General features: G+C 70.9%; 21 protein-coding genes and 1 pseudogene. 8 read left to right on the top strand and 14 right to left on the bottom strand.

Annotation, left to right across the window (positions count from 1 at the left end; all coding sequences use genetic code 11):
* Window positions 1-56 precede the first annotated feature (56 nt).
* The 5 genes from BCD49_RS09645 to BCD49_RS09665 form a co-directional block, all read right to left on the bottom strand.
* Entirely contained in the window at window positions 57-1436 is a 1380-nt protein-coding gene (locus BCD49_RS09645) for a tetratricopeptide repeat protein (RefSeq protein ID WP_157845279.1), read from the bottom strand.
* A gap of 53 nt (window positions 1437-1489) precedes the next feature.
* Window positions 1490-2998: a tetratricopeptide repeat protein gene (locus tag BCD49_RS09650; RefSeq protein WP_007508054.1), complete on the bottom strand. Its 1509-nt coding sequence runs from the start codon at window positions 2996-2998 to the stop codon at window positions 1490-1492.
* A 219-nt stretch (window positions 2999-3217) separates the two neighbouring features.
* Window positions 3218-4081 (bottom strand): NAD(P)-dependent oxidoreductase, encoded by an 864-nt coding sequence (locus tag BCD49_RS09655; protein ID WP_007508053.1) that lies wholly within the window; start codon window positions 4079-4081, stop codon window positions 3218-3220.
* Between the two features lie 2 nt (window positions 4082-4083).
* Entirely contained in the window at window positions 4084-4521 is a 438-nt protein-coding gene (locus BCD49_RS09660; RefSeq protein ID WP_071041407.1) for a carboxymuconolactone decarboxylase family protein, read from the bottom strand.
* A gap of 18 nt (window positions 4522-4539) precedes the next feature.
* Entirely contained in the window at window positions 4540-5937 is a 1398-nt protein-coding gene (locus tag BCD49_RS09665; protein ID WP_027141099.1) for an aldehyde dehydrogenase family protein, read from the bottom strand.
* A gap of 566 nt (window positions 5938-6503) precedes the next feature.
* On the opposite strand from BCD49_RS09665, the gene BCD49_RS09670 reads away from it, so the two are divergent.
* From BCD49_RS09670 to BCD49_RS09700, 7 genes are all read left to right on the top strand, one after another.
* Window positions 6504-7715, top strand: a complete 1212-nt coding sequence (locus BCD49_RS09670) for a metal-dependent hydrolase family protein (RefSeq protein ID WP_007510041.1) — start codon at window positions 6504-6506, stop codon at window positions 7713-7715.
* Window positions 7716-7866: 151 nt separating this feature from the next.
* Complete coding sequence (locus tag BCD49_RS09675; protein ID WP_027141098.1) at window positions 7867-8295, top strand: nuclear transport factor 2 family protein; 429 nt, start codon at window positions 7867-7869, stop codon at window positions 8293-8295.
* Entirely contained in the window at window positions 8292-9467 is a 1176-nt protein-coding gene (locus tag BCD49_RS09680) for an acyl-CoA dehydrogenase family protein (protein ID WP_071041408.1), read from the top strand. Before BCD49_RS09675 ends, BCD49_RS09680 begins: the two co-directional genes overlap by 4 nt.
* 2 nt (window positions 9468-9469) lie before the next feature.
* Window positions 9470-10288, top strand: coding sequence for an acyl-CoA dehydrogenase family protein (locus tag BCD49_RS09685; RefSeq protein WP_007510037.1), 819 nt, complete (start codon window positions 9470-9472; stop codon window positions 10286-10288).
* A 240-nt stretch (window positions 10289-10528) separates the two neighbouring features.
* Entirely contained in the window at window positions 10529-11797 is a 1269-nt protein-coding gene (locus BCD49_RS09690; RefSeq protein WP_051466416.1) for a sensor histidine kinase, read from the top strand.
* Window positions 11794-12462: a response regulator gene (locus BCD49_RS09695; protein ID WP_007510033.1), complete on the top strand. Its 669-nt coding sequence runs from the start codon at window positions 11794-11796 to the stop codon at window positions 12460-12462. Before BCD49_RS09690 ends, BCD49_RS09695 begins: the two co-directional genes overlap by 4 nt.
* A gap of 298 nt (window positions 12463-12760) precedes the next feature.
* Window positions 12761-14320, top strand: coding sequence for an alpha/beta fold hydrolase (locus BCD49_RS09700; RefSeq protein ID WP_007510032.1), 1560 nt, complete (start codon window positions 12761-12763; stop codon window positions 14318-14320).
* A gap of 279 nt (window positions 14321-14599) precedes the next feature.
* Here BCD49_RS09700 and BCD49_RS46365 read toward each other — a convergent pair.
* The 4 genes and pseudogenes from BCD49_RS46365 to BCD49_RS09720 form a co-directional block, all read right to left on the bottom strand.
* A pseudogene (locus BCD49_RS46365) lies at window positions 14600-14863 on the bottom strand (DUF2784 domain-containing protein); the annotation flags it as partial.
* Window positions 14864-15052: 189 nt separating this feature from the next.
* The gene (locus BCD49_RS09710; RefSeq protein ID WP_007510027.1) at window positions 15053-15850 is read right to left on the bottom strand and encodes an enoyl-CoA hydratase; all 798 of its coding nucleotides are present in this window, start codon (window positions 15848-15850) and stop codon (window positions 15053-15055) included.
* 112 nt (window positions 15851-15962) lie between these two features.
* Window positions 15963-17138 (bottom strand): acyl-CoA dehydrogenase family protein, encoded by a 1176-nt coding sequence (locus BCD49_RS09715; protein WP_007510025.1) that lies wholly within the window; start codon window positions 17136-17138, stop codon window positions 15963-15965.
* Entirely contained in the window at window positions 17122-18180 is a 1059-nt protein-coding gene (locus BCD49_RS09720; RefSeq protein WP_007510023.1) for an acyl-CoA dehydrogenase family protein, read from the bottom strand. Before BCD49_RS09720 ends, BCD49_RS09715 begins: the two co-directional genes overlap by 17 nt.
* Window positions 18181-18382: 202 nt before the next feature.
* Here BCD49_RS09720 and BCD49_RS09725 point away from each other — a divergent pair, with 202 nt between their 5' ends.
* Window positions 18383-19048 carry a TetR/AcrR family transcriptional regulator gene (locus tag BCD49_RS09725; RefSeq protein WP_007510021.1) on the top strand — a complete coding sequence of 222 codons (666 nt, stop codon included), beginning with the start codon at window positions 18383-18385 and terminating at the stop codon, window positions 19046-19048.
* A 32-nt stretch (window positions 19049-19080) separates the two neighbouring features.
* Here BCD49_RS09725 and BCD49_RS09730 read toward each other — a convergent pair whose 3' ends face one another.
* The 5 genes from BCD49_RS09730 to BCD49_RS09750 form a co-directional block, all read right to left on the bottom strand.
* The gene (locus tag BCD49_RS09730; protein ID WP_007510019.1) at window positions 19081-20343 is read right to left on the bottom strand and encodes an ABC transporter substrate-binding protein; all 1263 of its coding nucleotides are present in this window, start codon (window positions 20341-20343) and stop codon (window positions 19081-19083) included.
* 353 nt (window positions 20344-20696) lie between these two features.
* Window positions 20697-21992 (bottom strand): ABC transporter substrate-binding protein, encoded by a 1296-nt coding sequence (locus BCD49_RS09735; RefSeq protein ID WP_007510017.1) that lies wholly within the window; start codon window positions 21990-21992, stop codon window positions 20697-20699.
* A gap of 343 nt (window positions 21993-22335) precedes the next feature.
* On the bottom strand, window positions 22336-23625 hold the full coding sequence (locus BCD49_RS09740; protein ID WP_007510015.1) for an ABC transporter substrate-binding protein: 1290 nt from the start codon (window positions 23623-23625) through the stop codon (window positions 22336-22338).
* Between the two features lie 290 nt (window positions 23626-23915).
* Window positions 23916-25208 carry an ABC transporter substrate-binding protein gene (locus BCD49_RS09745; RefSeq protein ID WP_007510013.1) on the bottom strand — a complete coding sequence of 431 codons (1293 nt, stop codon included), beginning with the start codon at window positions 25206-25208 and terminating at the stop codon, window positions 23916-23918.
* Window positions 25209-25504: 296 nt separating this feature from the next.
* Window positions 25505-26797 (bottom strand): ABC transporter substrate-binding protein, encoded by a 1293-nt coding sequence (locus BCD49_RS09750; protein WP_007510011.1) that lies wholly within the window; start codon window positions 26795-26797, stop codon window positions 25505-25507.
* Window positions 26798-26947: the final 150 nt, after the last annotated feature.

Genomic DNA, 26947 nt, shown 5'->3' on the forward strand with positions numbered 1-26947 from the left:
GCCGTCCGTCCGTCTGGACCGGGCGGCCTCCGTCGTCCTGCGCCGCCCGGTCCCCGTCAGGGATCGATCACCGGTTTCAGGGCGTCGCGCACGGTGGCGGCGATCTCGTCATCCGACACACGGACGAACATGTCGCCGGGTGCCCTGCTCTCCTCGTAGCTGAAGCTGCCCCAGAAGATGTTGCTCGGGCAGCTCACGCCGTCGACCTGCAACCGGATGTCCGACACGAGGCGTGCGGTCCGCACCTCGTACACCTTGACGGATATTGCGATCTTGTGGAACGTGACGGTGAAGGGGCCGTCGGACCCGGGTCGGGACTCGTACGAGCAGCTCCGCGTGGCGTCGCCGTAGCCCTTTCCCCCGGCGCAGACCGCGAGTACAGCGTCGGCGATGTCGTGCGTCGACCATTCGGCGGGCAGTCCGTTGAGGTACTTGCTGCCGCCRATGAAAAGCGTGCGGTATGGACCGTCGCCGCCGTACGGCGCGGCACCGCTATAGGGCGCCGGGCCGGCGCAATAGCCGGACGGCGTGCCCTGCGCCCCTGTCTTCAGCAGCTCGCGGACGTGCGCCAGCTCGATCTGCTGGCCCGCCTTGCGGGCCCCGTCGGTGGCCCTGCCCGCGAGCTTGTCGCCCGGGTACTCGTCGAGCAGCCGCTGGTACGTGGTACGCGCGGGCTCCCACTTCTGGGAGGCCAGGAGACTGTCACCGCAGTCGACGATCGCCGCGGGTGCGAGTCGGGGCACGGTGCCGCCCGCGCGGTCCAGCAGGTCGCCGGTGGGTTTCCGGGCGCGCAGTCTGTCGAGGATCGTCACGGTGTAGCAGGAGTCCCGCAGTGGCAGGCGGTCGAGGAATCTGTCGAGGACTGCGTCGACCATGTGCTCGTGACCGGGCGCGTCCGCGAGTACGTCCGCCAGCCCGTCGAAGCCCAGCGTCAGGGCCGCTTCGTCGCCGCGCAGGACCGCGTCGAACTGGCCGTCGGCGATCTCGATCCGGCTGCAGACGGGCCCGGTGGAGTCGCTGCGGACCGCTCCGGGCCCGTCCACGAGATAGTGGGCCCACGTTCGGCGGTCCAGGGCCTTCGTCGCCCGGGCGCAGTCGCCGTCCCGGACCGCCGCCGCGACGTCGCCGTTGATCCGCGCGACGTCGAGGCGCAGCAGGCTGACGAACAGGAGCAGCGGGAGGGCCAGGGCGAGCGCCGGCCTCAGCCCCGCCCGCACGCGTGCCCGCGGTCGGCGCCGTGGCCACCCGCCCGCGAGGAACCAGCCGTGCGCGACCTGGGCGAACCACCACACGACGAAGACGATCTCGAACCAGACCGTGCGGAACGCCGTGCCGAGCAGGATGACGAGCGTCAGCGTCACCAGGCCGACGGCGAGCGCCCGCTTCCGCCAGCCCAGCCTGACGTACCCGACGCACAGCAGGGATGCGTTGGCCACCGCGATGGCCAACGGACTGCGCTCAGGAGTTGCCGACCCATCCGGGTCGGCGGTCACGGAGCGATCACGGGCCCGAGCGCTGCCCGCACCCCGCCTGCGATGGCGTCATCCGAGGCGTCGACGTACATCTGCGAGGGCGGGCCGGTGTCGATGTAGCCGGAGGTGGTGTAGCTGATCGACGCGGGGCAGCTCGCGCCGTTGATCTGCACCCGCAGGTCCGACACGACGCGACCCGTCTGGACTTCGATGACCTTGATCGGAATCGCGATCTTCTTGAACGCCACACTCTGCCCGAAGGGACTGAACGTGGACTCGTAGGAGCAGCTGCGGACCGTGTCTCCGTACTCCTTGTCACCCGCGCAGACGACGACCACCGCGTCGGCGACGTCGTTCGTGAACCACTCGGGGGGCAGCTTGCCGACGTACGTGTTGTCGCCGCGTACCAGGGCCCGGTTCGGGCTGCCACCGCGGTACGGGGCGGCGCCGCTGTAGGGCGCCGGGCCGGAGCAGTAGGCGGGCTGTGTGCCGCCGGTCCCGGTTCCCAGCAGGTCGCGGACGTGCGCCAGCTCGATCTGCTGGCCCGCCTTGCGGATCCCGTCGGTGGCCTTGCTCGCGAGCTTGTCGCCCGGGTACTGGTCGAGCAGCCGCTGGTACTCGGTGCGTGCCGGCTCCCAGTCGCTCGCGGCCAGGAGGCTGTCGCCGCAGCCGACGATGGCCGCGGGCGCCAGCCGGGGGACGACGCCGGCGGCGCGGTCCAGCCTGTCGCCGGTCGGTTTCCTCGCTCGCAGGCCGTCGAGGATCTTCACGGTGTCGCAGGCATCCGACACGGGCAGGCGGTCGAGGAACCCGTCGAGGACCCTGTCGACCATGCGCTCGTGGCCGGGCATGTCCGCGAGAACTCCCGACAGGTCGCTGAAGCCCTGCGTCAGCGCGCCATCGTCGGCGCCCAGAGCCGCGTCGAACTGGGCGTCCGCGTTCTGGATCTGGGCGCAGGCCCGCCCGGTGACGTCGCCCTGGGCCGCTCCGGGCGGGTCGGCCAGGTAGTGGGCCGCGGACCTCTCGTCCAGGGCCGCCGTCGCTCGTGGGCAGTCGCCGTCCCGGACCGCCCCCGCCAGGTCCGAGTTGATCCCGGCGACGTCGAGGCGGAGCAGGGCGACGGCCGCGAGCATCGGAAGCGCGAACGCGAGCGCGGTGACCAGCCGGGCCCGCCCGCCGGCCCGCCGCCGGCGCCGCGGCCATCCGCCGGCCAGGAGCCAGCCGTGCACGACGAGAGCCAGCCACCACGCGGCGAAGACGACCTCGAACCACCCGGTCCGCACCGCCGTGGCGAGGACGATGACGAGCACGAACGTCACCAGGCCGACGGCGACCGCCCGCCGCCGCCAGCCCAGCATCACGTACCCGACGCACAGCAGGGAGGCGTTCCCGATCGCGACGGCCAGCGGATGGCGGTTGAGGGGTAAGGAGCCGCGCGGGTCGGCGGCGGCGCCCGCCGGAGCGGCACCCGGGCGGCCGCCGTCTCCGATACCAGTCGACGGGTCGGTCCGCTCAGGCAGATCCATGGTCCCCTCGCTGGCGATCCGGCCGCTCCGTTACGCGCACATATCGTCCCGTATGTGGCGCAACACTGGGAAGGCGAACGGGCATCCCTGCCGTGTCAGGAAGCGGACGGCCACGGTTCGGCACGAGATCTTCCCTAACGGACCCGGAGGGGATACGGGAGGCATGGATTCAGGAGGCCATGACCCGGGACCCGAGACCCGGGCCGGCTCGGCCTCCGGTCAGGCCGAGCCCTCCACGAAGGGGTAGATACGGGTGAAGTCGACCCCTGGCTCGGCTTCGGCGAAGCGCTTCCAGATGTCCTCGGTCGTCGCCCCCACGGTGTCCGGAGCGGCGGCCTCGCGGACCTCGGCCAGGTAGAGGCGGACGTCCTTGGCCATGAGGGTGTTGGCGAAGCCGGAGCCGTAGCGGCCGGTGAGGACGTCGTTCGGGAACTTGTCGTCGGTGGCGGCGCTGCGGCCACTGGAGGTGTTGAGGACCTCGATCATGGTCTTCATGTCGAGGCCCGCCTGGACGCCGAACGCGACGGCCTCGCTGGTGGCGGCCAGCGCCGTGGCGGACAGGAAGTTGTTCGCGAGCTTCAGCGCCTGGCCGAGGCCAGCGCGGTCACCGACGCGGCGGATCTTGTCCGACAGCCCGGCGAGCACCGAGTAGACGGCCTCGACGGCGTCGTCGGTGCCCGCGTACATGACCGCCAGCCTGCGGGCCCTGGCGCCGGCCACACCGCCCGACACGGGCGCGTCGACATAGCCGATGCCGGCGGCGGTGAGCAGCTCGGTGATACGGCCGGCCGCGGCGACACCGATCGTCGACGTGTCGATGATGTGGGTGACGCGGCGGTCGGCCGCGCCGGCCACCTCGGTGGCGACCTTCTCGGAGACGGTGCCGTCCGGGAGGCTGAACACGACGATGTCGGCCTCGCGTGCCACCTCGGCCAGGTCGGCCGCGAACCGGGAACGCTCGGGTGCCCGGTCCGGGCCGGCCACGTCGAAGGCGACGACGTCGAAGCCATACCTGACGAGGTTTTCGGCGAGTGCGGCGCCCATGTTGCCGAGGCCGACGAAGCCAACCGTCGGGGAGGTCATCGTCACGCCCCTTCGCCGGGCGCGGACCCGCTGTCCGCGGCGGTGGCCGTCTCCTGGGCGGCCTCCTGAGCGGCGCGGCCGGCGCGTACCTCGCGCAGGGCGCGGCGAGCGGAGATCGCCGCGGGCGCGCCGCAGTAGGCGGCGACCTGGAAGAGCAGCTCGTCGAGTTCGGCGTCGGTCACGCCGGTGCGCGCCTGCGCGCTGGCGTGCAGCCGGAACTCCTCCATCCGGCCGAGAGCCGCGGTCATCGCCAGCACCAGCAGGCTGCGGTCCCGGTTGGAGAGGGCTCCGCCGCGGGTCCAGACACCCCAGGCCTGGCGGGTGATGTGGTCCTGGAAATCCCGGGYGACCGGGTCGGTCTCGCCGGTCTGCCGATCGACGTAGGCGTCGCCCAGCATGGCCCTGCGCAGCGCGTACGCGGCGCTCAGCGCATCGTCCACGGTCCGTGCTCCTTCGCTCTAGCCCAGGGAGAGGCTGATGGTCTTGGTCTGGGCGTAGTCGTGCAGGGCCTCGACGCCCTTCTCGCGGCCGTAGCCGCTGTTCTTGTAGCCGCCGAACGGCGTCTCGATGTTCAGCGGGCCGCCGTTGACGGCTACCTGGCCGGCCTGGATCCCCTCGGCGAGCCGCAGCCCGCGGGCGACGTCACCGCTCCAGACGCTCGCGACCAGGCCGTACTCGGTGTCGTTCGCGAAGGCGAGCGCCTCCGCCTCGCCGGAGAACCGGCGGGTGACGAGGACCGGCCCGAAGACCTCCTCGCGGGCGAGCGGATGYGTCGGCGGCACGTCGGCGTACACGGTCGGGCGCACGTACTGGCCGGCCGCGCCCGGGCCGTCGTCGTAGGCGGCGCCGCCGGTCACCGGGAGGATGCCGTCCCGCGCGGCCTGGGTGAAGGCGGCGAGCACCCTGGTGAACTGCGCCTCGGTGATGATCGGGCCGAAGTCGGCCCCCGGCTGGAGCCGCTCGAGTCTCTCGACGACGCGCGCGACCACCTCGTCGTGGACCGCGTCCTCGACGAGCAGGCGGGTCGTGGCCGAGCAGACCTGGCCGGAGTTCGCCTGGATCGCGCCTGCGGCGGCGGCCGCGGCGCGGTCGAGGTCGGCGTCGGCGAAGACGACGACCGGGGACTTGCCGCCGAGCTCGAGGGTCACCGGGATCAGCCGGTCGCCCGCGACCCGGGCCAGGTGGCGCCCGGTGGCGACGGAGCCCGTGAACGCCACCTTGCGCACCAGCGGGTGAGCGGCGAGCGGGGTGCCGACGTCGGGCCCGGTGCCGGTGACCACGTTGAGCAGCCCGTCCGGCAGCCCGGCGGCGGTCGCGAGCCGGGCGAGGCGCACCGTGGACGTCGAGGTGAACTCGCTCGGCTTGGCGACGACGGCGTTGCCGACGGCCAGCGCCGGGGCGAGCGCGCGGCTCGCCTGGTTCAGCGGCAGGTTCCACGGGGTGATCGCCCCGATGACGCCGTACGGCTCGAGCCGGGTGTAGGCGTGCGCCCCGGCGCCGAGGTCGATCGTGCGGCCGTGCAGCGCGCGCAGCACCCCGGCGTAGTACCGGAAGTACGCGACCGACATGTCGATCTCGAGCTTGAGCTGACCGTCCGTCTTGCCGGTGTCGGCCCGCTCCAGCTCGGTGAGCTCGCCGGCCCCGGCCGCCATCGCGTCGGCGACCGCGTGCAGGACGTCGGCGCGCTCGCCGGCGGGCCGCGCCGCCCACGCGGGCCAGGCGGCCGCCGCCCCGGCGACGGCGCGCTCGACGTCGGCCGCCGTGCCGGCGGCGATCTCGCCGGCCGGCTCGCGGGTCGCGGGGTTGCGGGTGGGGAAGTAGGCCCCGCCCGCGGGGGCCGCGGCCACGCCGTTGATCCAGTGCTCGTGCCGCCGCGGCGCCGTGACGGCCGCGCTGACGGCCCCCGTCGGGCCGGCGGCCGCGTTCGTGGTGTCGGTGACGCTCACCGGGCTACCTTCCCTTCCACGGTCGCGGGTGCCCTCGCCTCGGTGAGGACTTCCTCGCCTCGGTGAGAACCTCCTCGGCACGGTGAGAACTTCCGTGGCACGGTGAGAACTTCCTCGGCGCGGCTGCCCGTGAGGGCGCCCGGGCGTCCGAGGCGCCCCGCGCCAGCGTGTGGACCGTTTCGGGCGCCGCCGTAGGTACTGCTGATCGGCTCTGTTCTCCTGTAGGGAAACTAGCTTCTCGCCCTGCGAGAATCAACTGTGCAGTCGATCTTCGGGGTCGGGGTGCCCCCGCGCCCGGCCCGATTCGCGCTGGTTGAGGGCTCGCGGCTTCTGCACGGCGGTCAGGGCTCCGGGCTGGGACGTTTKACGCGGCGGCGCACCACGTGAAAATCTGGCACTCAACTCTGAGAACGTGATTCTCCTAACCTGGCTGGTCGTATCCTGGCCGGGCTCGAAGGGAAGAGGTGAGCACTTCCATGCTGACCCTCAAGGCCGCGGGCCTGCTGGACGTCGACCACGGCGAGATCATCCGGCCGGGAATCCTGAAGGTCGACGGTGAGTACATCGTCGGCCTGGGCGGCCAGCCCGAGGGCGAGGTCATCGACCTCGGCGACCTGATCCTGGTGCCCGGCCTGATGGACATGGAGCTCAACCTCCTGATGGGCGGCCCCGGCGAGAACCAGTTCACCGGGCAGATGCGCGACGACCCGCCGCTGCGGATGATGCGCGCCACCCAGAACGCCCGCCGTACCCTGCGGGCCGGGTTCACCACCGTGCGCAACCTCGGCCTGTTCTGCAAGACGGGCGGCTACCTGCTCGACGTGGCGCTGATGAAGGCGATCGACTCCGGCTGGGTCGACGGCCCGCGGATCGTGCCCGCCGGCCACGCCATCACCCCGACCGGCGGCCACCTCGACCCGACGATGTTCGGCCAGTTCGCCCCGCACGTCCTGCAGCTCACCGTCGAGGAGGGCCTCGCCAACGGCGTCGACGAGGTCATCAAGGCCGTCCGCCACCAGATCAAGCACGGCGCCCAGGTCATCAAGATGTGCGGTTCCGGCGGCACCATGACGCTCACCGGCCCGGCGGGCGCGAAGCACTACTCCGACGCGGAGGTGCTCGCGATCACCGACGAGGCGCACCGGCGCGGCCTGCGGGTCGCGGCGCACACCCACGGCTCGGAGGCCGTGACCCAGATGGTCGAGTGCGGCGTCGACTGCATCGAGCACGCCTTCATGATCGATGACGACACGATCAACCTGATGGTCAAGCGGGGCACCTACCTGGTCGCGACCCAGGCGCTGATCGACGGCATGGAGGTGCTCAAGTCCTCCGACCCGAGGATCCAGGCGAAGGCCGCCCGGGACTGGCCGAGGGCCAAGGCGTCGATCCGCAACGCGATCGAGGCCGGCGTGAAGATCGCCATCGGCTCGGACGCGCCCGCGATCCCGCACGGCAAGAACGGCAACGAGCTGGTCACCATGGTCGACCGTGGCATGACCCCGCTGCAGGCGATCCAGGCCGCCACCATCGTCGGCGCCGACCTCATCGACGTCACCGACCGGGGCCGGCTGGCCGAGGGCCTGCTCGCCGACGTGATCGCCGTCCGCGACAACCCGCTCGAGGACATCCGGGTCTTCACTCGCGTCCCCTTCGTCATGAAGGGTGGTAAGCAGTTTGTCTACTGAGCCCGAGACCAGCGCGCCGGAGACCCCAGTGTCCGAGACCCCAGCCGCGGAGAACCCCGTGCCCGAGAACTCCGTGCCCGTGAACTCCGGCGCCGAGAACCCTGTCGCCGAGAGCCCGGTGTTCGAGAACCGGGCGCCGGAGACCGCGACGGTGAAGCCGAACCGCATCGAGGATCTGGTCGAGATCCAGCAGACCCTCGCCCGCTACGCGGTGACCATCACTCAGGGCGACATCGACGGCCTGACCAAGGTCTTCACCCCCGACGGCACCTACACCGCCTTCGGGGACACCTTCGCGCTGAAGGACTTCCCGGCGCTGGTCGCGGCCGCTCCCAAGGGCCTGTTCCTGACCGGAACGCCCGCCATCGACTTCGCCGACGACGGGATCAACGCCACCGGCACCCAGCCGCTGTGCTTCATCGAGCACTCCAAGCACGACATGCGCATCGGCTACTACCGGGACACCTACCTGCGCACCGCCGACGGCTGGCGGCTGCGCACCAGGGCCATGACGTTCATCCGCCGCAGCGGCGCGCACGACCACGGCATCCCGCACGTCATCGAGCGGATCAACCTGTGAGCCCGACCTCGCTGGTGCCCGCCGGGTTCGTCCCGCCGGTGGACGGGGAGACGGTCACCGTCGAGGAGTTCCGCGCCGCGGTGCGCGCCTGGCTCGACGAGCGCGCGACCGAGCTCGCCAAACCCGCCGACCACTCGCTCGACGCCGAGGTCGCCCAGCTCGGCAAGGTCCGCCGCGCCCTGTTCGACGCCGGCTGGATGCGCTACGGCTGGCCGGTCGAGGCCGGGGGCCTCGGCGGGCCGGACGTGCTGCGGGCGGTGCTAGGAGAGGAGGTCGCGAACCGCGACCTCACCGACGCGACCAACTACTCGCTCGTCGAGGTCCTCGCCCCGACGATGATCTCGTACGCGAAGCCGGAGTTGGCGGCCCAGATGCTGCCGTTGCTGCTGTCCGGCCGCGAGCAGTGGTGCCAGGGCTTCTCCGAGCCCGGTTCCGGCAGCGACCTCGCGTCGCTGACGACCCGCGCGGTCCAGCGCGAGGACGGCGCCTGGGTCATCAACGGCCAGAAGGTCTGGACGAGCCTCGCCCAGTACGCCCAGCGGTGCGTGCTGCTCACCCGCACCGCGCCCGGCCACGCCGGCATCACCGCGTTCTTCGTCGACATGGACACCCCCGGCATCACCGTCCGCCCGCTGCGCACCATGCACGGCGTCGACGAGTTCGCCGAGGTGTTCTTCGACGACGTCGTCATTCCGAACGAGCGGATGCTCGGCAAGGAAGGCGACGGCTGGAGCCTCGCGATGGACCTGCTCCCGTACGAGCGGTCCACCTGCTTCTGGCACCGGATCACCTACCTGTTCACCCGGCTCGACCGACTCGTCGTCGACGCGGACACGGACGGAAGCGAGCCGACCGCGACCACGGACGCGGCCCTGGGTGCCGCCTACCTGGCGCTGCACACCGTCCGCTGCCGTTCGCGCAACACCCAGCGCCGGCTCGCGGCCGGCGCGAACCTGGGCCCGGAGACGTCCGTGGACAAGATCCTGCTGGCGACCGCCGAGCAGCTGCTGTCCAACACGGCGCGCGACGTGCTGCCCGGGGTGATCGAGCTGGCCGACAGTGACTGGCGCACCGAGTACCTGTACTCGCGGGCCGCGACCATCTACGGCGGCACCGCCGAGATCCAGCGCAACATCGTCGCCCGCCGGCTCCTCAACCTGGGCAAGKAGTAACCGTGGACGCGGAGGAACGGGAGCTGCTCGCCGCGGCGCTGCGCGGGACCATGACCGAGACCCCGGCGGGGGCCGCGCTCGACGCGGCCCTGGCCGAGCTCGGCTGGGAGGACCTGCTCGCCGAGGAGCCCGACGTCGCCGTCCCGCTGGTCTTCTCGCTGCTGGGAGAGACGGGCGCGCACGCCTCACTGCTGGGCGACGTGCTGCTCGTCGCCGCGGGCCAGCCCGTCGGCGCCGCCGTGGCGCTGCCCTATGCCGGCGGCCGCCACGTCGTGTGGGAGCGCGGGGACGCGGGTGACGACGGCGAACTGCTCGACGCCGCCCTGCCGCTGCGGGCCGTCGATCCGGACGCGGCCGACGGCGGGAAGGCGGCCGCCGATCCGGCGGCGCTCGCCGCGGGCCGCCGGGCGCTCGGCTGGTGGCTGGTCGGCACCGGCCGGGCGATGCTCGACCTCGCCCGCACGCACGCGCTCGACCGGGCCCAGTTCGGCAAGCCGATCGCGGCGTTCCAGGCCGTGCGCCACCGCCTCGCGGAAACCTACGTCGCCCTGGAGGGCGCCGAGGCCACGCTCACGGTCGCCGAGGACGAGCTTGGCTCCCTGCTGGCCAAGGCGTCCGCCGGCCAGGCGGCGCTCGACGCCGCCCGTCACTGCCAACAGGTCCTCGGCGGCATCGGCTTCACCGCCGAGCACGCCCTGCACCACCACATCCGCCGCGCCCTGGTCCTCGACGGCCTGCTCGGCAACTCCCGAGAGCTCACCCGCCAGGCCGGCGCCCTCATCCGTGCCCAGGGTGTCGCGCCCCGGCTGGCTCAGCTGTAGCGGGGTAACGGCCAAAGCCCGGCTGCCGGTGGCCGCCGACGCCCGTTCCCGCGCGCACCCCGGCGGGCCGGCCAACCGGGTACCGCGGCCGCGGTACCCGGTTGGCCAGTACCGCCGCCGCGGTAGGTGACGTGCCAGGAAGGGCCCGCGGCAGGCCGATGTGCCCGGGACTGACCTCTTCTACCGTTGGTGACCATGAGTCTTGGTGGCCGGCGGTGGCTGGCCCGGCCGCGACGCCGCGTGCCCGACTGGTTGACCGACGTCATCGTCGCCGCGGTCGCCGCCGCGTGGATCGCCTACCGGATCTCGGTCGGCCCCGGCGGGCTCGCGACGACGAACCCTGGTTCTCCGGCGTACGCGCTCGGTCTCACCATGGCGGCGATGCTGCTGGCACGGCGTCGCTGGCCGCTGACCGTGCTGCTGGTGGACTCGCTTCTCTGGCTCGGCTACCACATCGCGGATCTCCCGGGCGGGGCGCCGGCGCCGGCGCTGTGGGTGGCGCTGTTCACGGTCGCGGCCTCGTCCGGCAACATGCGTCGCGGCATGCTCCTGGCCGCCTGGTTGCTCACGACCGACCTCGCGGGACGGGCCTATCCCGGTGAGCACCCGGGCGCCTATCTGCTGGACGCCGGCGCCGACGGCAGTCTCACGCTGGCCGCCGCGTTCCTGCTCGGGTACGCCGTCCGGGCGCGCGACGACCTGCGCCGACAGGCAGCGCAGGAGCGGGAGTGGGAGGCCTGCCGACGGGTCGACGAGGAGCGCCTGCGGATAGCCCGGGACCTGCACGACATCCTCGCGAGCACGGTGAGTGTGATCACGGTGCATGCGGGAGTCGCCGCGGACGTGCTGGACCGTCGGCCCGCCGTCGCCCGGACCGCCATCGAGACGGTCCGCGCCACCTGCCGACAGGCGCTGGCCGAGCTGCGCGTGGTGATCGGCGTCCTGCGGCAACCGGCCGGCCACCCGCGAGCAGGCACGGCGCCCCGCTCCCCGTTCGCGGGGGAGGGCTCCGGATCGGGAGCCTGGTCGGCGGGAAGGCCGGCGCCAACGGGCGGGGAGACCCTCGACGCGCCGCCCGCGCCCGCACCTCGGCTGGATCAGCTCGCGCAGCTTCTCGACACCGCGCGCGGCGCCGGTCTGCGCGTCGATCTGACCGTGGTCGGCGAGGCCCGGGCGGTGCCGGCGGCGGTGGAGCTCGCCGCGTACCGGATCATCCAGGAGTCGCTGACGAACGTGGTCCGGCATGCGGGCGCCGGCGTCGCGACGATCAGGATCGACTACCAGCGCGAGGGGATGGCGGTCGAGGTGGCGGACGATGGCCGAGGGTTGTCCGCCGGGCGCGCCCGGCATGGGCAGAGCCCGCGGTCCACCGGCCCGAGCGCGGGCGGATACGGGCTGGTCGGGATGGCCGAACGGGCCGCGTCCGTCGGCGGTCGGCTCGACGTCGGACCCGGGCATCCGGCTGGCTGCGTGGTCCGGGCCTGGCTACCCGCCCTGGAGCGGCCGTGACCGTGCGGGTGCTGCTTGCCGACGACCAGGCCCTCGTACGGGCGGGTTTCCGGGTCCTGCTGGAACAGGCCGACGACCTCGAGGTCGTCGGTGAGGCCGGCGACGGCGAGCAGGCCGTGGGGCTGGCCGTGTCGACCCGGCCGGACGTCGTCCTGATGGACGTCCGCATGCCGGTGCTGGACGGGGTGGCGGCCACCCGGCGGATCGTCGCGGACGACAGGCTGGCGGCGACCCGCGTCATCATGCTCACCACTTATGAGCTCGACGAGTACGTGTTCGGCGCGCTGCGGGCGGGGGCCAGCGGCTTCCTGGTGAAGGACATCGAGCCGGCCGACCTGCGCGCCGCCGTGCGGGTGGTGGCCCGGGGCGACGCCCTGCTCTCGCCAGGGGTCACCCGGCGACTGGTGGCCGCGTTCGTCGCCCAACCCGCCCATCACCGCGCCGATGTCGCCCGACTGGCCGTGCTCACCGCGCGGGAGACCGAGGTGGTGGCCCTCGTCGCGGAAGGGTTGAGCGACCGGGAGATCGGCGGGCGGCTTCACCTGAGCCCGGCCACCGCTAAGACACATGTCAACCGGGCGATGGTCAAACTGCACGTGCGGGATCGCGCGCAGCTGGTGGTACTCGCCTACCAGACCGGTCTGGTCTCCGCCACCGAGGCCTGATCTCCGCATCGCCGTGCGACCGTCGTCGCGGCTGCGGCACCTACCGCGAATCCGGTATCACGGCGTCCGCGCTGGCGGGACGCGCGTCGCGTCGCTGCTTTCTACCTTTCGCGACGCATGGCCAGAAAGGGCGATGCCACGAAGGACGCGAGAGGTGGACGACATGCAGGTGCCCGAGACTGAAACCAGGACCAGGACCAGGACCAGGCGCGGAACCACGAAGGGCCCAGCCGCGACGACGGCGCGAAGGAGGGTGTCTGGCGGGGCTGGTGGCCGGTGGGACCCGTTCCGGACGCGCATGGCGCCCTTCGGCGTGGCGCTGGGGCTGGGGCTGACCATGCCGATCCTGGCAGGTGCCTGCCCGGCCGGGCCGGCGGCCACCGTACCGGCCGCCGCGGCGGCGTCGCCGTTGGCGTGGACGTCGTGCGGTCCCCGCACGGATCCGACCTCGCGGTGCGCGACGCTCGGTGTCCCTCTCGACTGGTCCGACCCCGACGGACCCACGACGACGCTCGCGATCGCCCGGCACCCCGCCACCGACCAGGCTCACCGGATCGGCACGCTGCTGTTCATGCCCGGTGCCGGCGTCTCGGTCGTCAACCAGGTCGCCAGCCCGTCCAGCGGCGGCCTCGGGCCGGCCGAGGAGCTGGCCCGCCGGTTCGACCTCGTCGGCATCGATCCGCGTGGCGGCGGTCTCGACCTGACCCTTGGCGAGCATGACGCGACCGTGCACAGCGCTCCCCTCGACTGCGCGCTGCCCTTCAACAGCCCCACCGTGACGCGCTTCCCGAGTGACCAGGCCGCGTTCGCCGCGCTACGCGGCCGCAACGGTGCACTCGCCGCGAGCTGCCGGGGCGGCGGGGACGGTGGCGCCAGCCGCGCCTCCCTGGTCGGACAGGTCGACGCGGTAAGCCAGGCCCGGGACGCGGAGGCGGTCCGGCGCGCCCTCGGCGAGCCGGTACTGAGCTGGTTCGCCTGGACCTACGCCAGCCTCGTCGCGCAGACCTACGCCCACCTCTACCCGGACCGGGTCCGAGCCATGGTCATCGACAGCCCGCTCGACCACTCGGTGCCGACCGCCAGGTATGTGCGTGAACAGGTCCTCGCCGTCGAGGAGAGCTTCCGACGGTTCACCGCGTGGTGCGACCGGGCTCCCGACTGCGCGCTGCATGGCCAGGACGTGGCCGCGGTGTACGACGAGCTGATCGCCCGAGCCACCCGCGAACCGATCCCCACGCCGGGGGTCGACCATCCCGTGACCGGAGAGGAGATCTCCTTCATGACGATGTACGCGCTGGCGAACGGCAACCTTCCGGCTGGCCACGGCGGCTGGGCCGACCTCGCCTACGGGCTTCGGCAGGCCCAGCTGGGCAACAGCCTGTTCGGCCAGGCCTACCCGTACAACTTCGGACCCGCCTACTACCACCCGTACCGGGCCGTCGGCTGCCTCGACTTCCGCAACGAGCTGCCCGCCGGCGACGGCGCGGCCTTCGCCGAGCTTCAGCGGCTGCGGACCGAGATCCGCGCGCTCGCCCCACACACTCGGGGAGCGGCGGACTCCTGGGACTACCTGACCGGCTGCCTGGGCTGGCCCTACCCGCCCCGGGTCGACGCGCGGCCACCGCGCGTGCAGGGCACGCCGCCGATCCTGCTCGTCGTCACCCGGCACAACCCGCTCGCGCCCTACACCCTGGCGCTGCGGGTCGCCGACGAGATCGAGCACGCGGCCGTCGCCAGGTATGACGGCGACGCCCACATCGCCTTCTTCAATTCCCGGTGCGTCGCGGACCTGGAGCAGCGGTACCTGGTCACCGCCGCCGCGCCCCCGCCCGGCACCAGCTGCGCCGACGGCTCCTGACCGGTCTTCGGCCCGACGCTCCCGCCCGCGAGACGCCTGGCCAGCAGGAGAAAGACCGTGCACCAGGCCCGCGCACCGGGTGTGTCGGCGTATGTCGCCCGCAGGACCAAGGGGACGGCGACCGCGAGCAGGCCGACCGGAGCGGCGAGCGGAATCCCGGGTCGCCCGCTGTCGCTTCTGGGCCTGTTGGCGTCGGCGACGCAGCCTGACCAGGCTGGCCAGATATCCAGCGAGCACAGCTACGGCCACCAGCGCACGCACAAGCCAGGTGAACCGCTCGGGATAGACGACACCTGCCAGATAGTGATCTATGAACGGGCCTGGGTACACGTGCTCGCCGCCCAGCCGGCGGAGGTATTTCTCCAGCAGGGTCAGCGGGCAGGCGAAGCCGATGGAGATGATCGCCACACCCCAGCCGACGGCGGGCACATGCAACCACAGCACGCGCGGCCATCGCCAGACGAGTAGACCGCCGGCGGCAATGAAGCCGATGGCAACGAGGTGGATCATCACCACGAGGTCGGCCAGGAGTCCGTACAACATGGCGTGCCTTCCGGACCTCTACGCTACCGCCTCCGTGGCCGTCGCACCTTCCCATGGCCCCACTACGCCCGACGGGACTCCCACGACGTCCCGCGGACGCTCGCGGCCGGACATGCCAGGGGCGGCCGGGCGCGGGGTAGCCCGCGCCCGGCCGCCCCTGTGGTGACGGAGCCGGCCGCTGAGGACCGCCTAGCTGGCGGACTTGATGGTGGTCTTCATCTGGTCGAGGTTGACCAGGACCGGGAAGCCGGACACCGAGAGCGCGTTGCCGTGGCCGGTCTCGTGGATGTCGAAGACCGACTGGATCGCCGCGTAGAAGCCCTGGACGTCCAGGGTCTGGTTGACGGCGCGCTTGGCCTGGCGAAGACCGAACGACGGCATCGCCGCGATCTGGGCGGCCAGCGCCCGGGTCTCGGTGTCCAGGTCGGCCCGGGGGACGACCTTGTTCACCATGCCGACCTTCTCCGCCTCCTCGGCGGTGATCGCCCGGCCGGTGAACAGGATCTCCTTGGCCTTGCGCGCCCCGAGCTCCCAGGTGTGGCCGTGGTACTCGACGCCGCCGATGCCCATCGCGACGACGGGGTCGGAGAACTTCGCGTCGTCCGCCGCGATGATCAGGTCGCACGGCCAGCACAGCAGCAGCGCGCCGGCGATGCAGCGGCCCTGGACAGCGGCGATCGACGGCTTCGGGACGTTGCGCCAGCGCAGCGAGAACTCCAGGTAGCGCCGGGCCTCGATCCGGTAGATGTCCTCAAGTGTGATCTTGGCCGGCGCCGGGGTGGAGGGGTCCGGCTTCAGGTCGTGGCCGGCGGAGAAGTGCTTGCCCTCGCCGCGCAGGATGATGACCTTCACATCCGGGTCCTCGGCCGCCTTGACCCAGGCGTCGTTGAGCTCCTCCAGCAGCGCGCCGTTCTGGGCGTTGGCGGCTTCCGGCCGGTTCAACGTGATCGTCGCGATGTTGTCGGCGACGTCGTAGAGAATGTACAAGTCAGTACTCCCATGACCGTTCGGCTGGTGGGCCGAAGGGCGTGCGAAAATGATCTTTCTTCGCGCGCCCGGCGGCCGATGTTCTCGGGCCGATGGTTCAGCCCCTGACGGTTCAGCCCCGGGGCAGGCCGAGGACCCGCTCGGCGACAATCGTGCGCTGGATCTCGGACGTCCCGCCAGCGATGGTGCCGGAGAAGCTGCGCGCGTACCGGTCGAACCAGCTGGCGAAGAACCAGTCGAGGTTCAGGTGCTCGAAGGGCCGGCTCGGCTTGTCGCGGGTCAGCCCGGCCGGTCCCTGCGCGAGGAGCGCGTGCCGGGTGGACGTGCGGACCGCCTCGGAGCCGAACAGCTTGAGCACCGAGATCGAGGCCACGTCCTCCTCCCCGCGCGACGCTCGGGCCAGGGCCGCGGAGCCGAGCAGCCGCAGCGCCTGGGCGTCCATCGCGAGGGTGGCGTACCGGTCGCGGTCCAGCGCCGACGTCGGTCGGAAGTCGTCGACCAGCTCGTCGAGGTGGTCGGCGAAGCTGAGCCACAGCATGGTGCGCTCGTGGCCGAGCGAGCCGTTCGCGACGTGCCAGCCCTTGTTCAGCTCGCCGATCAGGTTCTCCGCCGGTACCCGGACGTCGTCGAAGAAGACCTCGTTGAAGTCGAGGTCGTCCGCGCCGACGATCGAGCCGAACGGCCGGCGGGTGATGCCCGGGAGGTCGGTCGGGATCACCAGGACGCTGATGCCCTTGTGCTTGGGCGCGTCCGGGTCGGTACGCACGAACGTCAGCAGGATGTCCGCGTCGTGTGCGCCCGAGGTCCAGATCTTCTGCCCGTTGACCACGAAGTGGTCGCCGTCGAGCGCCGCCCGGGTGCGCAGCCCCGCGAGGTCGGAGCCCGCGCCCGGCTCGCTCATGCCGAGCGCCGCCGTGATCTCGGCGCGCAGGATCGGCACCGCCCAGCGCTTCTTCTGCTCCTCGGTGCCGAACGTGAGCAGCGAGGCGGCGATGATGCCGAGGCCCTGGGGGTTGAAGCTGTGGTAGACGTGCCGCCTGCCCAGCTCCTCCAGGTGGACGAACTGCTGCAGCAGCGTGGCGCCCCGGCCGCCGTACTCGGGCGGGTTGCCCGGCAGCAGCCAGCCGTTGTCGAACAGCAGCCGCTGCCAGCGCCTCGTCCACGCCGGCATGTGCGCGGTGGAGGTCGGCCGCTCGGTGGTCTCCTCGACGCCTGGCAGGTTCGCGTCGAGGAAGGCCGCGAACTCGGCGCGGAAGGCCTCGACGTCGTCGTCAAACCGCAGCCGCATGGTGCTCCTCCGAGGTTGGGCTGGCCGCCGGGGTCACCGCGGGGGCGTCGAGCAGCGCGGCTGCGATCCTGGCCCGGTGTACGTCGGCGCCGCCGAGCAGCAGCTCGCCGGACAGCGCCCGCTTCAGCGCGAACTGCAGGTCGTTCTCCCAGGTGAAGCCCATGCCGCCGAACAGCTGGAAGCCGGTCTCGAACACGACCGTCGTGCACTCGCCGGCGGCCGCCTTCGCCATCGCGGCGGCGGTGGCGCGCCGCGGGTCCTGCTCGGCGATCGTCAGCGCGGCGAAGTAGGCGAGAGCCGTCGCGCGCTCGATCGCCACGTGCATGTCGACGGCCTTGTGCTTGACGGCCTGGAACGAGCCGATCGGGACGCCGAACTGCTCGCGGGTGCGGACGTGGGCGAGCGTGAGCTCCAGGATCCGCTTGCAGGCACCGGCCATGGTCAGCGCGAGGCCGGTGAGCGCGATGTCGCGGGCGAGGTCGACGTCGGCGCCGGTCCTGCTCTCCTCACCAACCCTGACCTGCCAGAAGCTGACGTCGGCGACGTGCAGCAGCGGGTCGAAGACGCTCTCGCGGTGGACGGTCGCCTCGGTGGCGGGAACGGTGAACACGCCGGCGTCGGTGACCACGGCGAACCAGTCGGCCCGGTCGCCGTCGAGGACGTGATGGCCGGTGCCGTCGAGGATCCAGCCCTCGCCGCCGTGCGGGTCACGGTGGGCGCTGACGCCGTCGAGGACGGCGGTACCGGACTGCTCGCCGGAGATGACGCCCGGCGCGAGGGGGGTGAACCAGGTCATGGTCGCGAGGTAGGGCGTCGGGTCGGTGGCCCGGCCGAGCTCCTCGAGCAGGATCGCGAGCTCGACTGCCTCGGTCGCCTCGGTCAGCTCGGTCCAGCCGAGGCCGGTGAAGGTCCGCCAGAGCGGTCCCGGGTCCGCGCCCTGGTCGGCGACGGAACGGACCAGCGCGGGCGGGCACTCCTTCGCGAGGACATCGCGGACGGTCGTGCGCCACAGCTGCTGGTCGGAGTCCAGCTCAAAGAGCATGCCGGCTCCCGACGGTTGGTGGAATCTGCGCCACGGAGGGCCTCCTGACGGTATTCCGCCCGGACCCGATGGAGAATAACATTCTCCGAAGACGGAAGCATCGGTCTCGCGGGCGCCGCGGGCCAGGGGGGCGAGGAGTGCACATGGCTGTACGCACGCTGGGGAGTACGTTCTACTCATGGCGCACGACCAGGAGCTTGCTGTGAGCACGCTGAGCGAGGAACCGGCTTGGAAGCAGCGTGCCGTCGAGCGCTCCACCAAGGCCGCGCGCCTGCGCGCGGAGCGCAAGGTCCAGCAGTTCCTCGAGGCCGCCCAGGCGATCATTCTGGAGAAGGGGTCGACCGACTTCACCGTACAGGAAGTCGTCGACCGGTCGCACCAGTCGCTGCGCAGCTTCTACCAGCACTTCGGCGGCAAGCACGAGCTGCTGCTGGCGCTGTTCGAGAACGCCCTGCGCCGCTCCGCGGACGAGATCCGCATCGCGGCGGGTGCCGAGGTCGACCCGCTGACCGGGCTCGAGGTCGCCATCCGGATGCTGTTCGAGAGCTCGCTGCCGGATCCGTCCACCCGCCACCCGCTGTTCACGGACTTCGCCACGCAGCTGCTGATGACCTACCCCGCCGAGGTCAGGTCCGCGCACGAGCCGATGCTCAGCGTGTTCGCGGAGCTGATGACCCGCGTCGACGCGGTCGGCCAGCTGCGGACGAGCCTGCGCCCGCGCCGGGCGGCCGCGATGGTCATGCAGTCGGTGATGTTCCTCGCCCAGTCGACCGCGGTCGCGGGGGAGAGCGAGGGCGCGCACCCGCTCACGACGGACGAGGTGTGGGACTTCTGCTCGGGAGGGTTCGCCCGCCACGCCGAGAGGTGACGGGCGAACCCCGGGGGTTGGCGGCTACCGGGTCAGGGCTGCTGGTTGAGGGCGGTCATCTGCTGCGGGGTGATGCTGTCCCCGCAGGTGGCCGTGGAGCCGGTCAGTTGGAACTTCGAGCCGTCCGGGCTGATCTTGATGGCGTAGTAGCAGGTCGAGGTCTGGCGGAAGTTGGTGGACAGGTCGATGCTGGCGTCGGGGGTCAGGCCTGCGCCGTCGTAGTCCTTGACGGCGCGCAGGCCGGAGATGAACGACTCCCTCGTCGGGCATTTTCCAGCCGCTTCGAGGCCGCGGGTGAACAGGTCGGCCGCGATCCAGCCGCTCACCGCCAGGCCCTGGGTCGGGGGCTGAATCTCCGGGGTGTAGTCGCTCATGGCCTGCTCGAACTTCCGCTGCCCCGGAGTGTCGAGCTCGAAGGGCTGGACGGAGGTGAAGATGGACGCGCCGGCGAGCGACCTGCCGTATGTCGCCAGGCTGCTGCCGTCGTAGCCGGTCGGCAACAGAACGACCTTGAGGCTGCCGCCGAGGGTGACGCCGAGCTTCGCCAGCTCGGGGAGCAGCTTGGCGGCCGCGTCTGGCAGCAGAACACCGGTGAGGGTGTCGATGTTGTTCGCCTTGATCTGCTGGGCGACGGTCTGGTAGCTCGTGATCTCGCTGACGTTGAACGTCTTGACGACCTTGACGTCGTTCGCCTTCAGGCTCGCCACGACCTGCTGCGTGAAGCCCCCACTCGTCGCGCTCGCGCCAATCGCGAAGACGCCCGCGCGGGTGCCGCCCTGTTCGCGGACATACTTGCCCCAGGTGGTGCTGGAGCCGTCTCCGAGGTAGAACCACGAAAACATGTTGTTCATCCCGAGCCAGACCGGGTCGCTGGCGATGCCCGTGACGGGGATGTTGCGTTCCTGCAGGAGTTTGGCCGAGTCCCTGCCGCCGCCGGGAGCGTAGATGAGTCCGAAGATCTTCTCCTGGTCAAGGAGCTCCTGGACCATGGAAACGTTGAGGGTGGGGTCGGCCCGGTCGTCGCGCCAGGCGTAGGTGACCTTGCGGCCGTAGACGCCGCCTTCCTCCTCGTTGAGGACGTGGAGACGGGCATCCACGCCGGCCCGGAAGGCGCGCAGGGTGGCGGCTCCCGGTCCGGTGTCGCTCCAGACCATGCCGGCCTTGACCTCGGTGGGCGTGATGCCGGGCACCGTGGCCGAGCAGGCCCCGCCCGCCGCGTTCGAGCCGCCGCCACCGCAGGCGACCAGGGAGGCGGCCAGCCCACCCGCGCTGAACGCGGCCGCCGCGGCCCGCATTAATCGATTGCTGGGCGGTAACAGCGGGCCGCGGTTTCGCGGGCATATAGCGGCCGTGGCCGCCTGGGCGGGTAAGCGCTCACAGTGCGCGGAGGATGCGCGCGTTGACGTGGTCACGGTCCTGCGCCGGAAAAGGTGAGTCCTCTGCGCCGACCTGTCGGCCCGGGCGTCGCTGGGTCCTGTCATGGACGTGGATAGTAATGAGCACTCACCCCGCGGGGCGCCCGGAGCGCCGGCGTTTGCCGGTGCCCCGGGCCAGATGTGCGTAGTTTCGTCGGACCGCCACCACCAAGGAGCCGGCCGGGCTGTTCCGGAACCGGCTGGCTGTTGGCTCCTTCAGGACCATTGGTCCGTCAGGGCTGCTGGTTCAGGGCGGTCATCTGCTCTGGGCTGATGACATCTCCGCAGATGGCTGTCTCGCTGGTGGGCTCGAACCTGGAGCCATCCTTGCTGATCTTGATGGCGTAATAGCAGGTCGAGGTCTCGCGGAGGTTGGTGGACAGGTCGATGCTGGCGTCGGGAGTCAGGCCGGCACCGTCGTAGTCCTTCACGGCACGCAGGCCGGCGATGAAGGACTCCCGAGTCGGGCATTTTCCGGCCGCTTCGAGGCCCCGAATGAACAGGTCGGCCGAGATCCATCCGTCCACGGCCAGGTCCTGGGTCGGCGGCTGGATCTCGGGGGCGTACTCGCTCATCGCCTTCTTGAACGTCTGCTGGCCCGCGGTGTTCAGCTCGAAGGGCTGGGTGGCCGTCAGAACGGTCACGCCGGCGATCGAGCGGCCGAACTGGGTGAGGTTGTTGTCGTCGTAGCCCAGGGGCATCACCGCGACCTTGAGGCCCCCGCCGAGGGTGATGCCGAGCTTGGCCAGCTCGGGGAGCAGCTTGGCGGCCGCGTCCGGGAGCAGGACGCCGGTGAGGGCGTCGATGTTGTTCGCCTTGATCTGCTCGGCGAGGGTCTGGTAGCTGGTGATCTGGCCGATGTAGAAGGTCTTGACGACCTTGACGCCACTGGCCTTCAGGCTCGCCGTGATCTGCGAGGCGAAGTCTCCGTTCCCGGCGGTCTGGGCCGTGGCGAAGAGGGCCGCGCGGGTTCCGCCCTGGTCATGGACGTATTTTCCCCAGGTGGTGCTGGAGCCGTCGCCCAGGTAGAACCACGAGAACATGTTGTTCAGCCCCAGCCAGACCGGGTCGCTGGCTATGCCGGTGACGGGGACGTTGCGCTGCTCCAGGAGTTTGGCCGAGTCACGGCCGCCGCCGGGAGCGTAGATGAGGCCGAAGATCTTCTCCTGGTCGAGGAGCTCCTGGACCCTCGGCACGTTGAGCGCCGGGTCGCCCATGTCGTCACGCCAGGCATAGGTGATCTTGCGGCCGTAGACGCCGCCGTCCTCCTCGTTGGCGACGTGGAGGCGGGCGTCCACGCCGGCCCGGAAGGATCGCATGGTGGCCGCCCCCGGCCCGGTGTCGGTCCAGACCATCCCGGCCTTGACCCCGGTGGGCGTGATGCCGGGCACCGTGGGTGAGCAGGCCCCGCCCGCCCCGTTCGCGCCTCCCTGGCCGCAGGCGGCCAGCGAGAGGGAGGCGGCCAGGCTGCCCACACTGGCCGCGAGCGCGGCGCTTCTGGTTAATCGTTTCCTGACGGGTGGCAGCATGCCGCGGCTCCTTCGGCATCATCGCGGCGCTGCCCGCCCGAATGGCGAGCGCCCGCTGTACGGGAGAGTCGCCCGCCGACGCGGCCTCGATACTGCACCGGAGGTGGGGCCAGCGCGACAGATGCGTCGGCTCGCGCACAGCTGGTTCTTCTTGTCGAGCGATAGTAGTGAGCCTCACCCCGCGGGTGCCCGGCGTACCCGGGCCGCGGGGAGTCGCCATCGGGCGCCGCGCCGCTGGGCCGCGGACACTCGGGACGCCGGTGGTCGCCGGCGTCCCGAGTGTCCGCGTGTGTCTTTGCCGGACCGTCCCGTCAAGGGGCCGGCCGGGCGCTGCTCCGAGCCGTCAGGATTGCTGGTTCAGGGCAGCCAGCTGCTCCGGGCTGATGACGTCGCCGCACAGGGCGGCAGAGCTGACGGGCTCGAACTTCGAGCCGTCCTTACTGATCTTGATTGCGTAGTAGCAGGTGGAGGTCTGGCGGAAGTTGGTGGACAGGTCGTTGCTGGCGTCGGGGGTCATGCCCGCGCCGTCGTAGTCCTTGACGGCGCGCAGGCCCGCGATGAACGACTCCCTGCTCGGGCATTGTCCCGCCGCCTGCAGGCCACGGATGAACAGGTCGGCGGAGATCCAGCCGTTCACCGCCTGGTCCTGGGTCGGTGGCTGGATCTCGGGGGCGTAGTTGCTCATCGCCTGCTCGAACTTCTGCTGGCCGGGGGTGTTCAGCTCGAAGGGCTGGACGGAGGTGATGATGGAGGCGCCGGCGAGCGCGGGGCCGTACTGGGTGAGGACGTTGTTGTCGTACCCGAGGGGCATCACGGCGACCTTGAGACTGCCGCCGATGGTGACGCCGATCTTGGCGAGCTCGGGGAGCAGCTTGGCGGCCGCGTCCGGTAGCAGGACGCCGGCGAGGGTGTCGATGCCGGCGGCCTTGATCTGCGCGGCGACGGTCTGAAAGCTGGTGATCTGGCTGGTGGCGAAGGTCTTGACGACCTGGACGTTGTTCGCCTTCAGGCTTGCCACGACCTGCTGGGTGTAGTCCCCGCTGGAGGAGGTGCTGCCGATGGCGAAGACGGCCGCGCGGGAGCCGCCCTGGTCGTGGATGTACTTGCCCATCGTCGTGCTGGAGCCGTCCCCGAGGTAGAACCACGAGAACATGTTGTTCAACCCAAGCCAGACCGGGTCGCTGGCGAGGCCCGTGACCGGCACGTTGCGCTGCTGCAGGAGCTTGGCGGAGTCCCTGCCCCCGCCGGGGGCGTAGATGAGCCCGAAGATCTTCTCCTGGTCGAGGAGCTCCTGCACCCTGGGCACGTTGAGTGCCGGGTCTGCTCCGTCGTCACGCCAGGCATAGGTGATCTTGCGGCCGTAGACGCCGCCGTCCTCCTCGTTGGCGAAGTGGAAACGGGCGTCCACCCCGGCCCTGAACGCGTGCAGGGTCGCGGCTCCCGGCCCGGTGTCGCTGAACACCATTCCCGCCTTGACCCCGGTGGGGGTTATGCCGGGCACCGCGGTCGAGCACGCCCCGCCCGCCGCGCTCGCGTCCCCGCGGCCGCAGGCCACCAGCGACGCGGCCAGGCCACCGGCGCTGACGGCGAGGGTGGCTGCTCTTATTAATCGGCTATTCGCCGGCGATAACATGCCGCGGCTCCTTCGGCGTATCGCGGCGGTACCCGCTCGGACGGGCGGGTGTCCGCCGTACAGGGAGAGCCGCGCGCTGACGTAATCTTCGTTTTGCGCCTAGAGCGATGATCCAGGCGCGACGTTACGTCAGTTCCGAGGCGGCTTACTCCTCTTGTATACGCCAGTACCGGTGAACGGGTACTCACTGGGCCGTCGGGATGCCGGAAGGTGCCGGCCCTCAAAAGATGTACACGGAATTTTTCCGGCCAGCCCCCACCAAGGGGCTGGCCGGCTCGCCTTCGCGGTCGTCAGGGCTGCTGGTTCAGGGCGGCCATCTGCTCCGGGCTGATGACGTTTCCGCACATCGCCGCGTCGCTGGTCGGCTCGAACTTCGAGCCGTCCTTGCTGATCTTGATGGCGTAGTAGCAGGTCGAGGTCTGCCGGAAGTTGGTGGAGAGGTCGTTGTGAGCGTTGGGGGTCATGCCGGCGCCGTCGTAGTCCTTGACGGCGCGCAGGCCGGCGATGAAGGACTCCCGGGTGGGRCATTTTCCGGCCACTTCGAGGCCGCGGATGAAAAGATCGGCGGAGATCCAGCCGTCGACGGCCATGTCCTGGGTCGGTGGCTGGATCTCGGGGGCGTAGTCGCTCATCGCCTGCTCGAACTTCTGCTGGCCGGGGGTGTTCAGCTCGAAGGGCTGGATGGCGGTGAAGATGGAAGCGCCGGCGAGCGACCGGCCGAACTGGTCGAGGTTGCTGTTGTCATAGCCCAGGGGCATCTGAGCGACCTTGAGGCTGCCGCCGAAGGCGACGCCGATCTTGGCGAGCTCGGGCAGCAGCTTCGAGGCCGCGTCCGGCAGCAGGACGCCGGCGAGGGCGTCGATGTTGTTCGCCTTGATCTGCTGGGCGACGGTCTGCCAGCTGGTGATCTCGCCGGTGTAGAACATCTTGACGACCTTGACGTCGCTCGCCTTCAGGCTCGCCACGATCTGTTGGGTGAAGTCCCCGTTCGTGGCGTTCGTGTCGATCGCGAAGACGCCCGCGCGGGTGCCGCCCTGGTCGTGGACGTACTTGCCCCAGGTCGTGCTGGAGCCGTCTCCGAGATACACCCACGAGAACATGTTGTTCATCCCCAGCCAGACTGGGTCGCTGCCCAGGCCCGTGACGGGGATGTTGCGTTCCTGCAGGAGCTTTGCCGACTGGGTGCCGGCGCCGGGGGAGTAGATGAGCCCGAAGATCTTCTCCTGGTCGAGGAGCTCCTGAACCATGCTGAGGTTGAGCTGCTGGTCCGCCTGGTCGTCACGCCAGGCGTACGTGATCTTGCGGCCGAAGACGCCGCCGTCCTCCTCGTTGGCGACGTGGAGGCGGGCGTCCACGCCGGCGCGGAAGGAACGCATGGTCCCCGCCGCCGGCCCAGTGTCGCTCCAGACCATCCCGGCCTTGATCTCGGTGGGGGTTATGCCGGGCGTCGTGGTCGAGCACGCCCCACCCGCCCCCTCCGCGGCCGACTGGTCGCCGCAGGCGACCAGGGATGCGGCCAGACCGCCGGCGCTCATCGCGAGCGCCGTCGCTCTCACTAATCGATATCTGACTGGCGACCTCATGTCGCGTCTCCTTTGACGTGTCGTGGCGATACTGGTCTGGGTGGGYGGGCATCTGCCGCGTGGGTAGGGTCGCGCGCCATAGCAGCCGCTGTCTTGCGCCAGTGGAGGGGGATCCGGCGCGACGGTTCGGGCGTGACTGGCCCTTCCCGGCGAGGCTGATAGTAGTGAACTCTTAATCCACATGAGGCCGAAGTGCAAACAAATGCCTGCGTTTCGGATTCGTTACGCGGAATTTCCCTGGATCCGCCCGTGGGCGGCGCGCGGAGTGACCGATCGGCACCGGTCTGGTAACTCCGTCAGGGCTGCTGGTTCAGGGCGTTCATCTGCTCCTGGCTGATCGGGGCGCCGCATTCGGGCTGGCTGTCGGCCTCGAACCGGCTTCCGTCCTGGCTGACCTTGATGGCGTAGTAGCAGACCGAGATATCCCGGTAGTTCGTTGACAGGTCGTTGGCGTCCTGTGGTGTCATTCCGGCGCCGTCGTAGTCCTTCACGGCGCGCAGTCCGGTGATGAACGACTCCCTGGTCGGGCACTGCCCGGCCTCCTTGAGGCCGCGGATAAACAGGTCGGCCGAGAGCCAGCCGTCGACCGCGCTGTCCTGCGTCGACGGCTGGATCTCCGGAGAGTAGGTGTTCATCGCCTGCCTGAACTTCTGCTGCCCGGGAGTGTTGACCTCGAAGGGTTTGACGGCTGTGAAGATCGACGCGCCGGCGAGCGACGTGCCATACGTCGCCAGGCTGCTGCCGTCGTAGCCGAGCGGCATCAGCGCGACCTTGAGATTCCCGCCGAGGGCCAGGCCGACCTTGCGGAGCTCCGGCAGCAGGTTCGCCGCCATCTCCGGGAGCAGGACGCCGCCGATGGCGTCGATGTCCTCCGCCTTGATCTGCTGCGCGACGTTCGGGTAGCTGATGACCGCGCTGGCGGTCTGGAACGTCCTGACGACCTGGACGCCGCTGGCCTTCAGGCTTGCGATGTACTGCTGGTTGAAGTCGTTGTTGGACGCGCTCGAGGCGACGGCGAACACGGCCGCGCGGGTCCCGCCCTGGTCATGGATGTACTTGCCCCAGGTGGTGGCGGAGCCGGTGCCCAGGTAGAACCAGGAGAACATGTTGGTCTTGCCCAGCCAGCTCGGGTCGCTGGCCAGGCCCATGACCGGGATCTTCTGCCGGCTGAGCCAGTCCACCGAGGCGGAGCCGCTCGCGCTGGGCATCGCGATGAGCCCGAAGACATGCTCATTGTTGATGAGATCCTGGGTGCCGCTCAGGTTGAGCGCCTGGTCCGCCCGGTCGTCCCGCCAAGCGTATTTGAGCTTGCGGCCGAAGACGCCGCCCTCCTCGTCGTTGGCGCTTTCCAACCGGGCGTCCACGCCGGCCCGGAAGGCCCGCATGCTGCTGGCGGACGGGCCGGTGTCGCTCCAGATCATGCCGGCCTTGACCTCGGTGGGCGTGATACCCGGCGCCGTGGTGGTGCAGGTGCCGGCGGCTGCGTTGTCGCTCGAGCCGCCGCAGGCCACCAGGCCGGCCGCCAGGCTGCTGGCGCTGGCCGCAAGCGCTGCGGCCCTCAACGCTCGTCGACGAAGAGGTAGCGACATTGCGGGGAAACTCCTCTGGAGATATGGCGGCCGCTCGGCCTTGTGAGCCTCGCGCCCGTCACCCTGGAGGCCCGGCGCCGAGAGCGGTGTTCCCCGCGTCACGGCGGAGCGCGCGGCACGGAATGACGCGGCCCCGGATCTCCTATTGAC

The sequence above is a fragment of the Pseudofrankia sp. EUN1h genome (assembly GCF_001854645.1).
GTDB lineage: Bacteria > Actinomycetota > Actinomycetes > Frankiales > Frankiaceae > Pseudofrankia > Pseudofrankia saprophytica.

What these genes read in the sequence shown, in the direction of transcription:
- BCD49_RS09650 (WP_007508054.1), bottom strand. Translation starts at nt 2,998, where the DNA reads ATGGATCTGCCTGAGCGGACCGACCCGTCGACTGGTATCGGAGACGGC.
- BCD49_RS09655 (WP_007508053.1), bottom strand. Translation starts at nt 4,081, where the DNA reads ATGACCTCCCCGACGGTTGGCTTCGTCGGCCTCGGCAACATGGGCGCC.
- BCD49_RS09670 (WP_007510041.1), top strand. Translation starts at nt 6,504, where the DNA reads ATGCTGACCCTCAAGGCCGCGGGCCTGCTGGACGTCGACCACGGCGAG.
- BCD49_RS09700 (WP_007510032.1), top strand. Translation starts at nt 12,761, where the DNA reads ATGGCGCCCTTCGGCGTGGCGCTGGGGCTGGGGCTGACCATGCCGATC.
- BCD49_RS09715 (WP_007510025.1), bottom strand. Translation starts at nt 17,138, where the DNA reads ATGCGGCTGCGGTTTGACGACGACGTCGAGGCCTTCCGCGCCGAGTTC.
- BCD49_RS09720 (WP_007510023.1), bottom strand. Translation starts at nt 18,180, where the DNA reads ATGCTCTTTGAGCTGGACTCCGACCAGCAGCTGTGGCGCACGACCGTC.
- BCD49_RS09730 (WP_007510019.1), bottom strand. Translation starts at nt 20,343, where the DNA reads ATGCGGGCCGCGGCGGCCGCGTTCAGCGCGGGTGGGCTGGCCGCCTCC.
- BCD49_RS09735 (WP_007510017.1), bottom strand. Translation starts at nt 21,992, where the DNA reads ATGCTGCCACCCGTCAGGAAACGATTAACCAGAAGCGCCGCGCTCGCG.
- BCD49_RS09740 (WP_007510015.1), bottom strand. Translation starts at nt 23,625, where the DNA reads ATGTTATCGCCGGCGAATAGCCGATTAATAAGAGCAGCCACCCTCGCC.
- BCD49_RS09750 (WP_007510011.1), bottom strand. Translation starts at nt 26,797, where the DNA reads ATGTCGCTACCTCTTCGTCGACGAGCGTTGAGGGCCGCAGCGCTTGCG.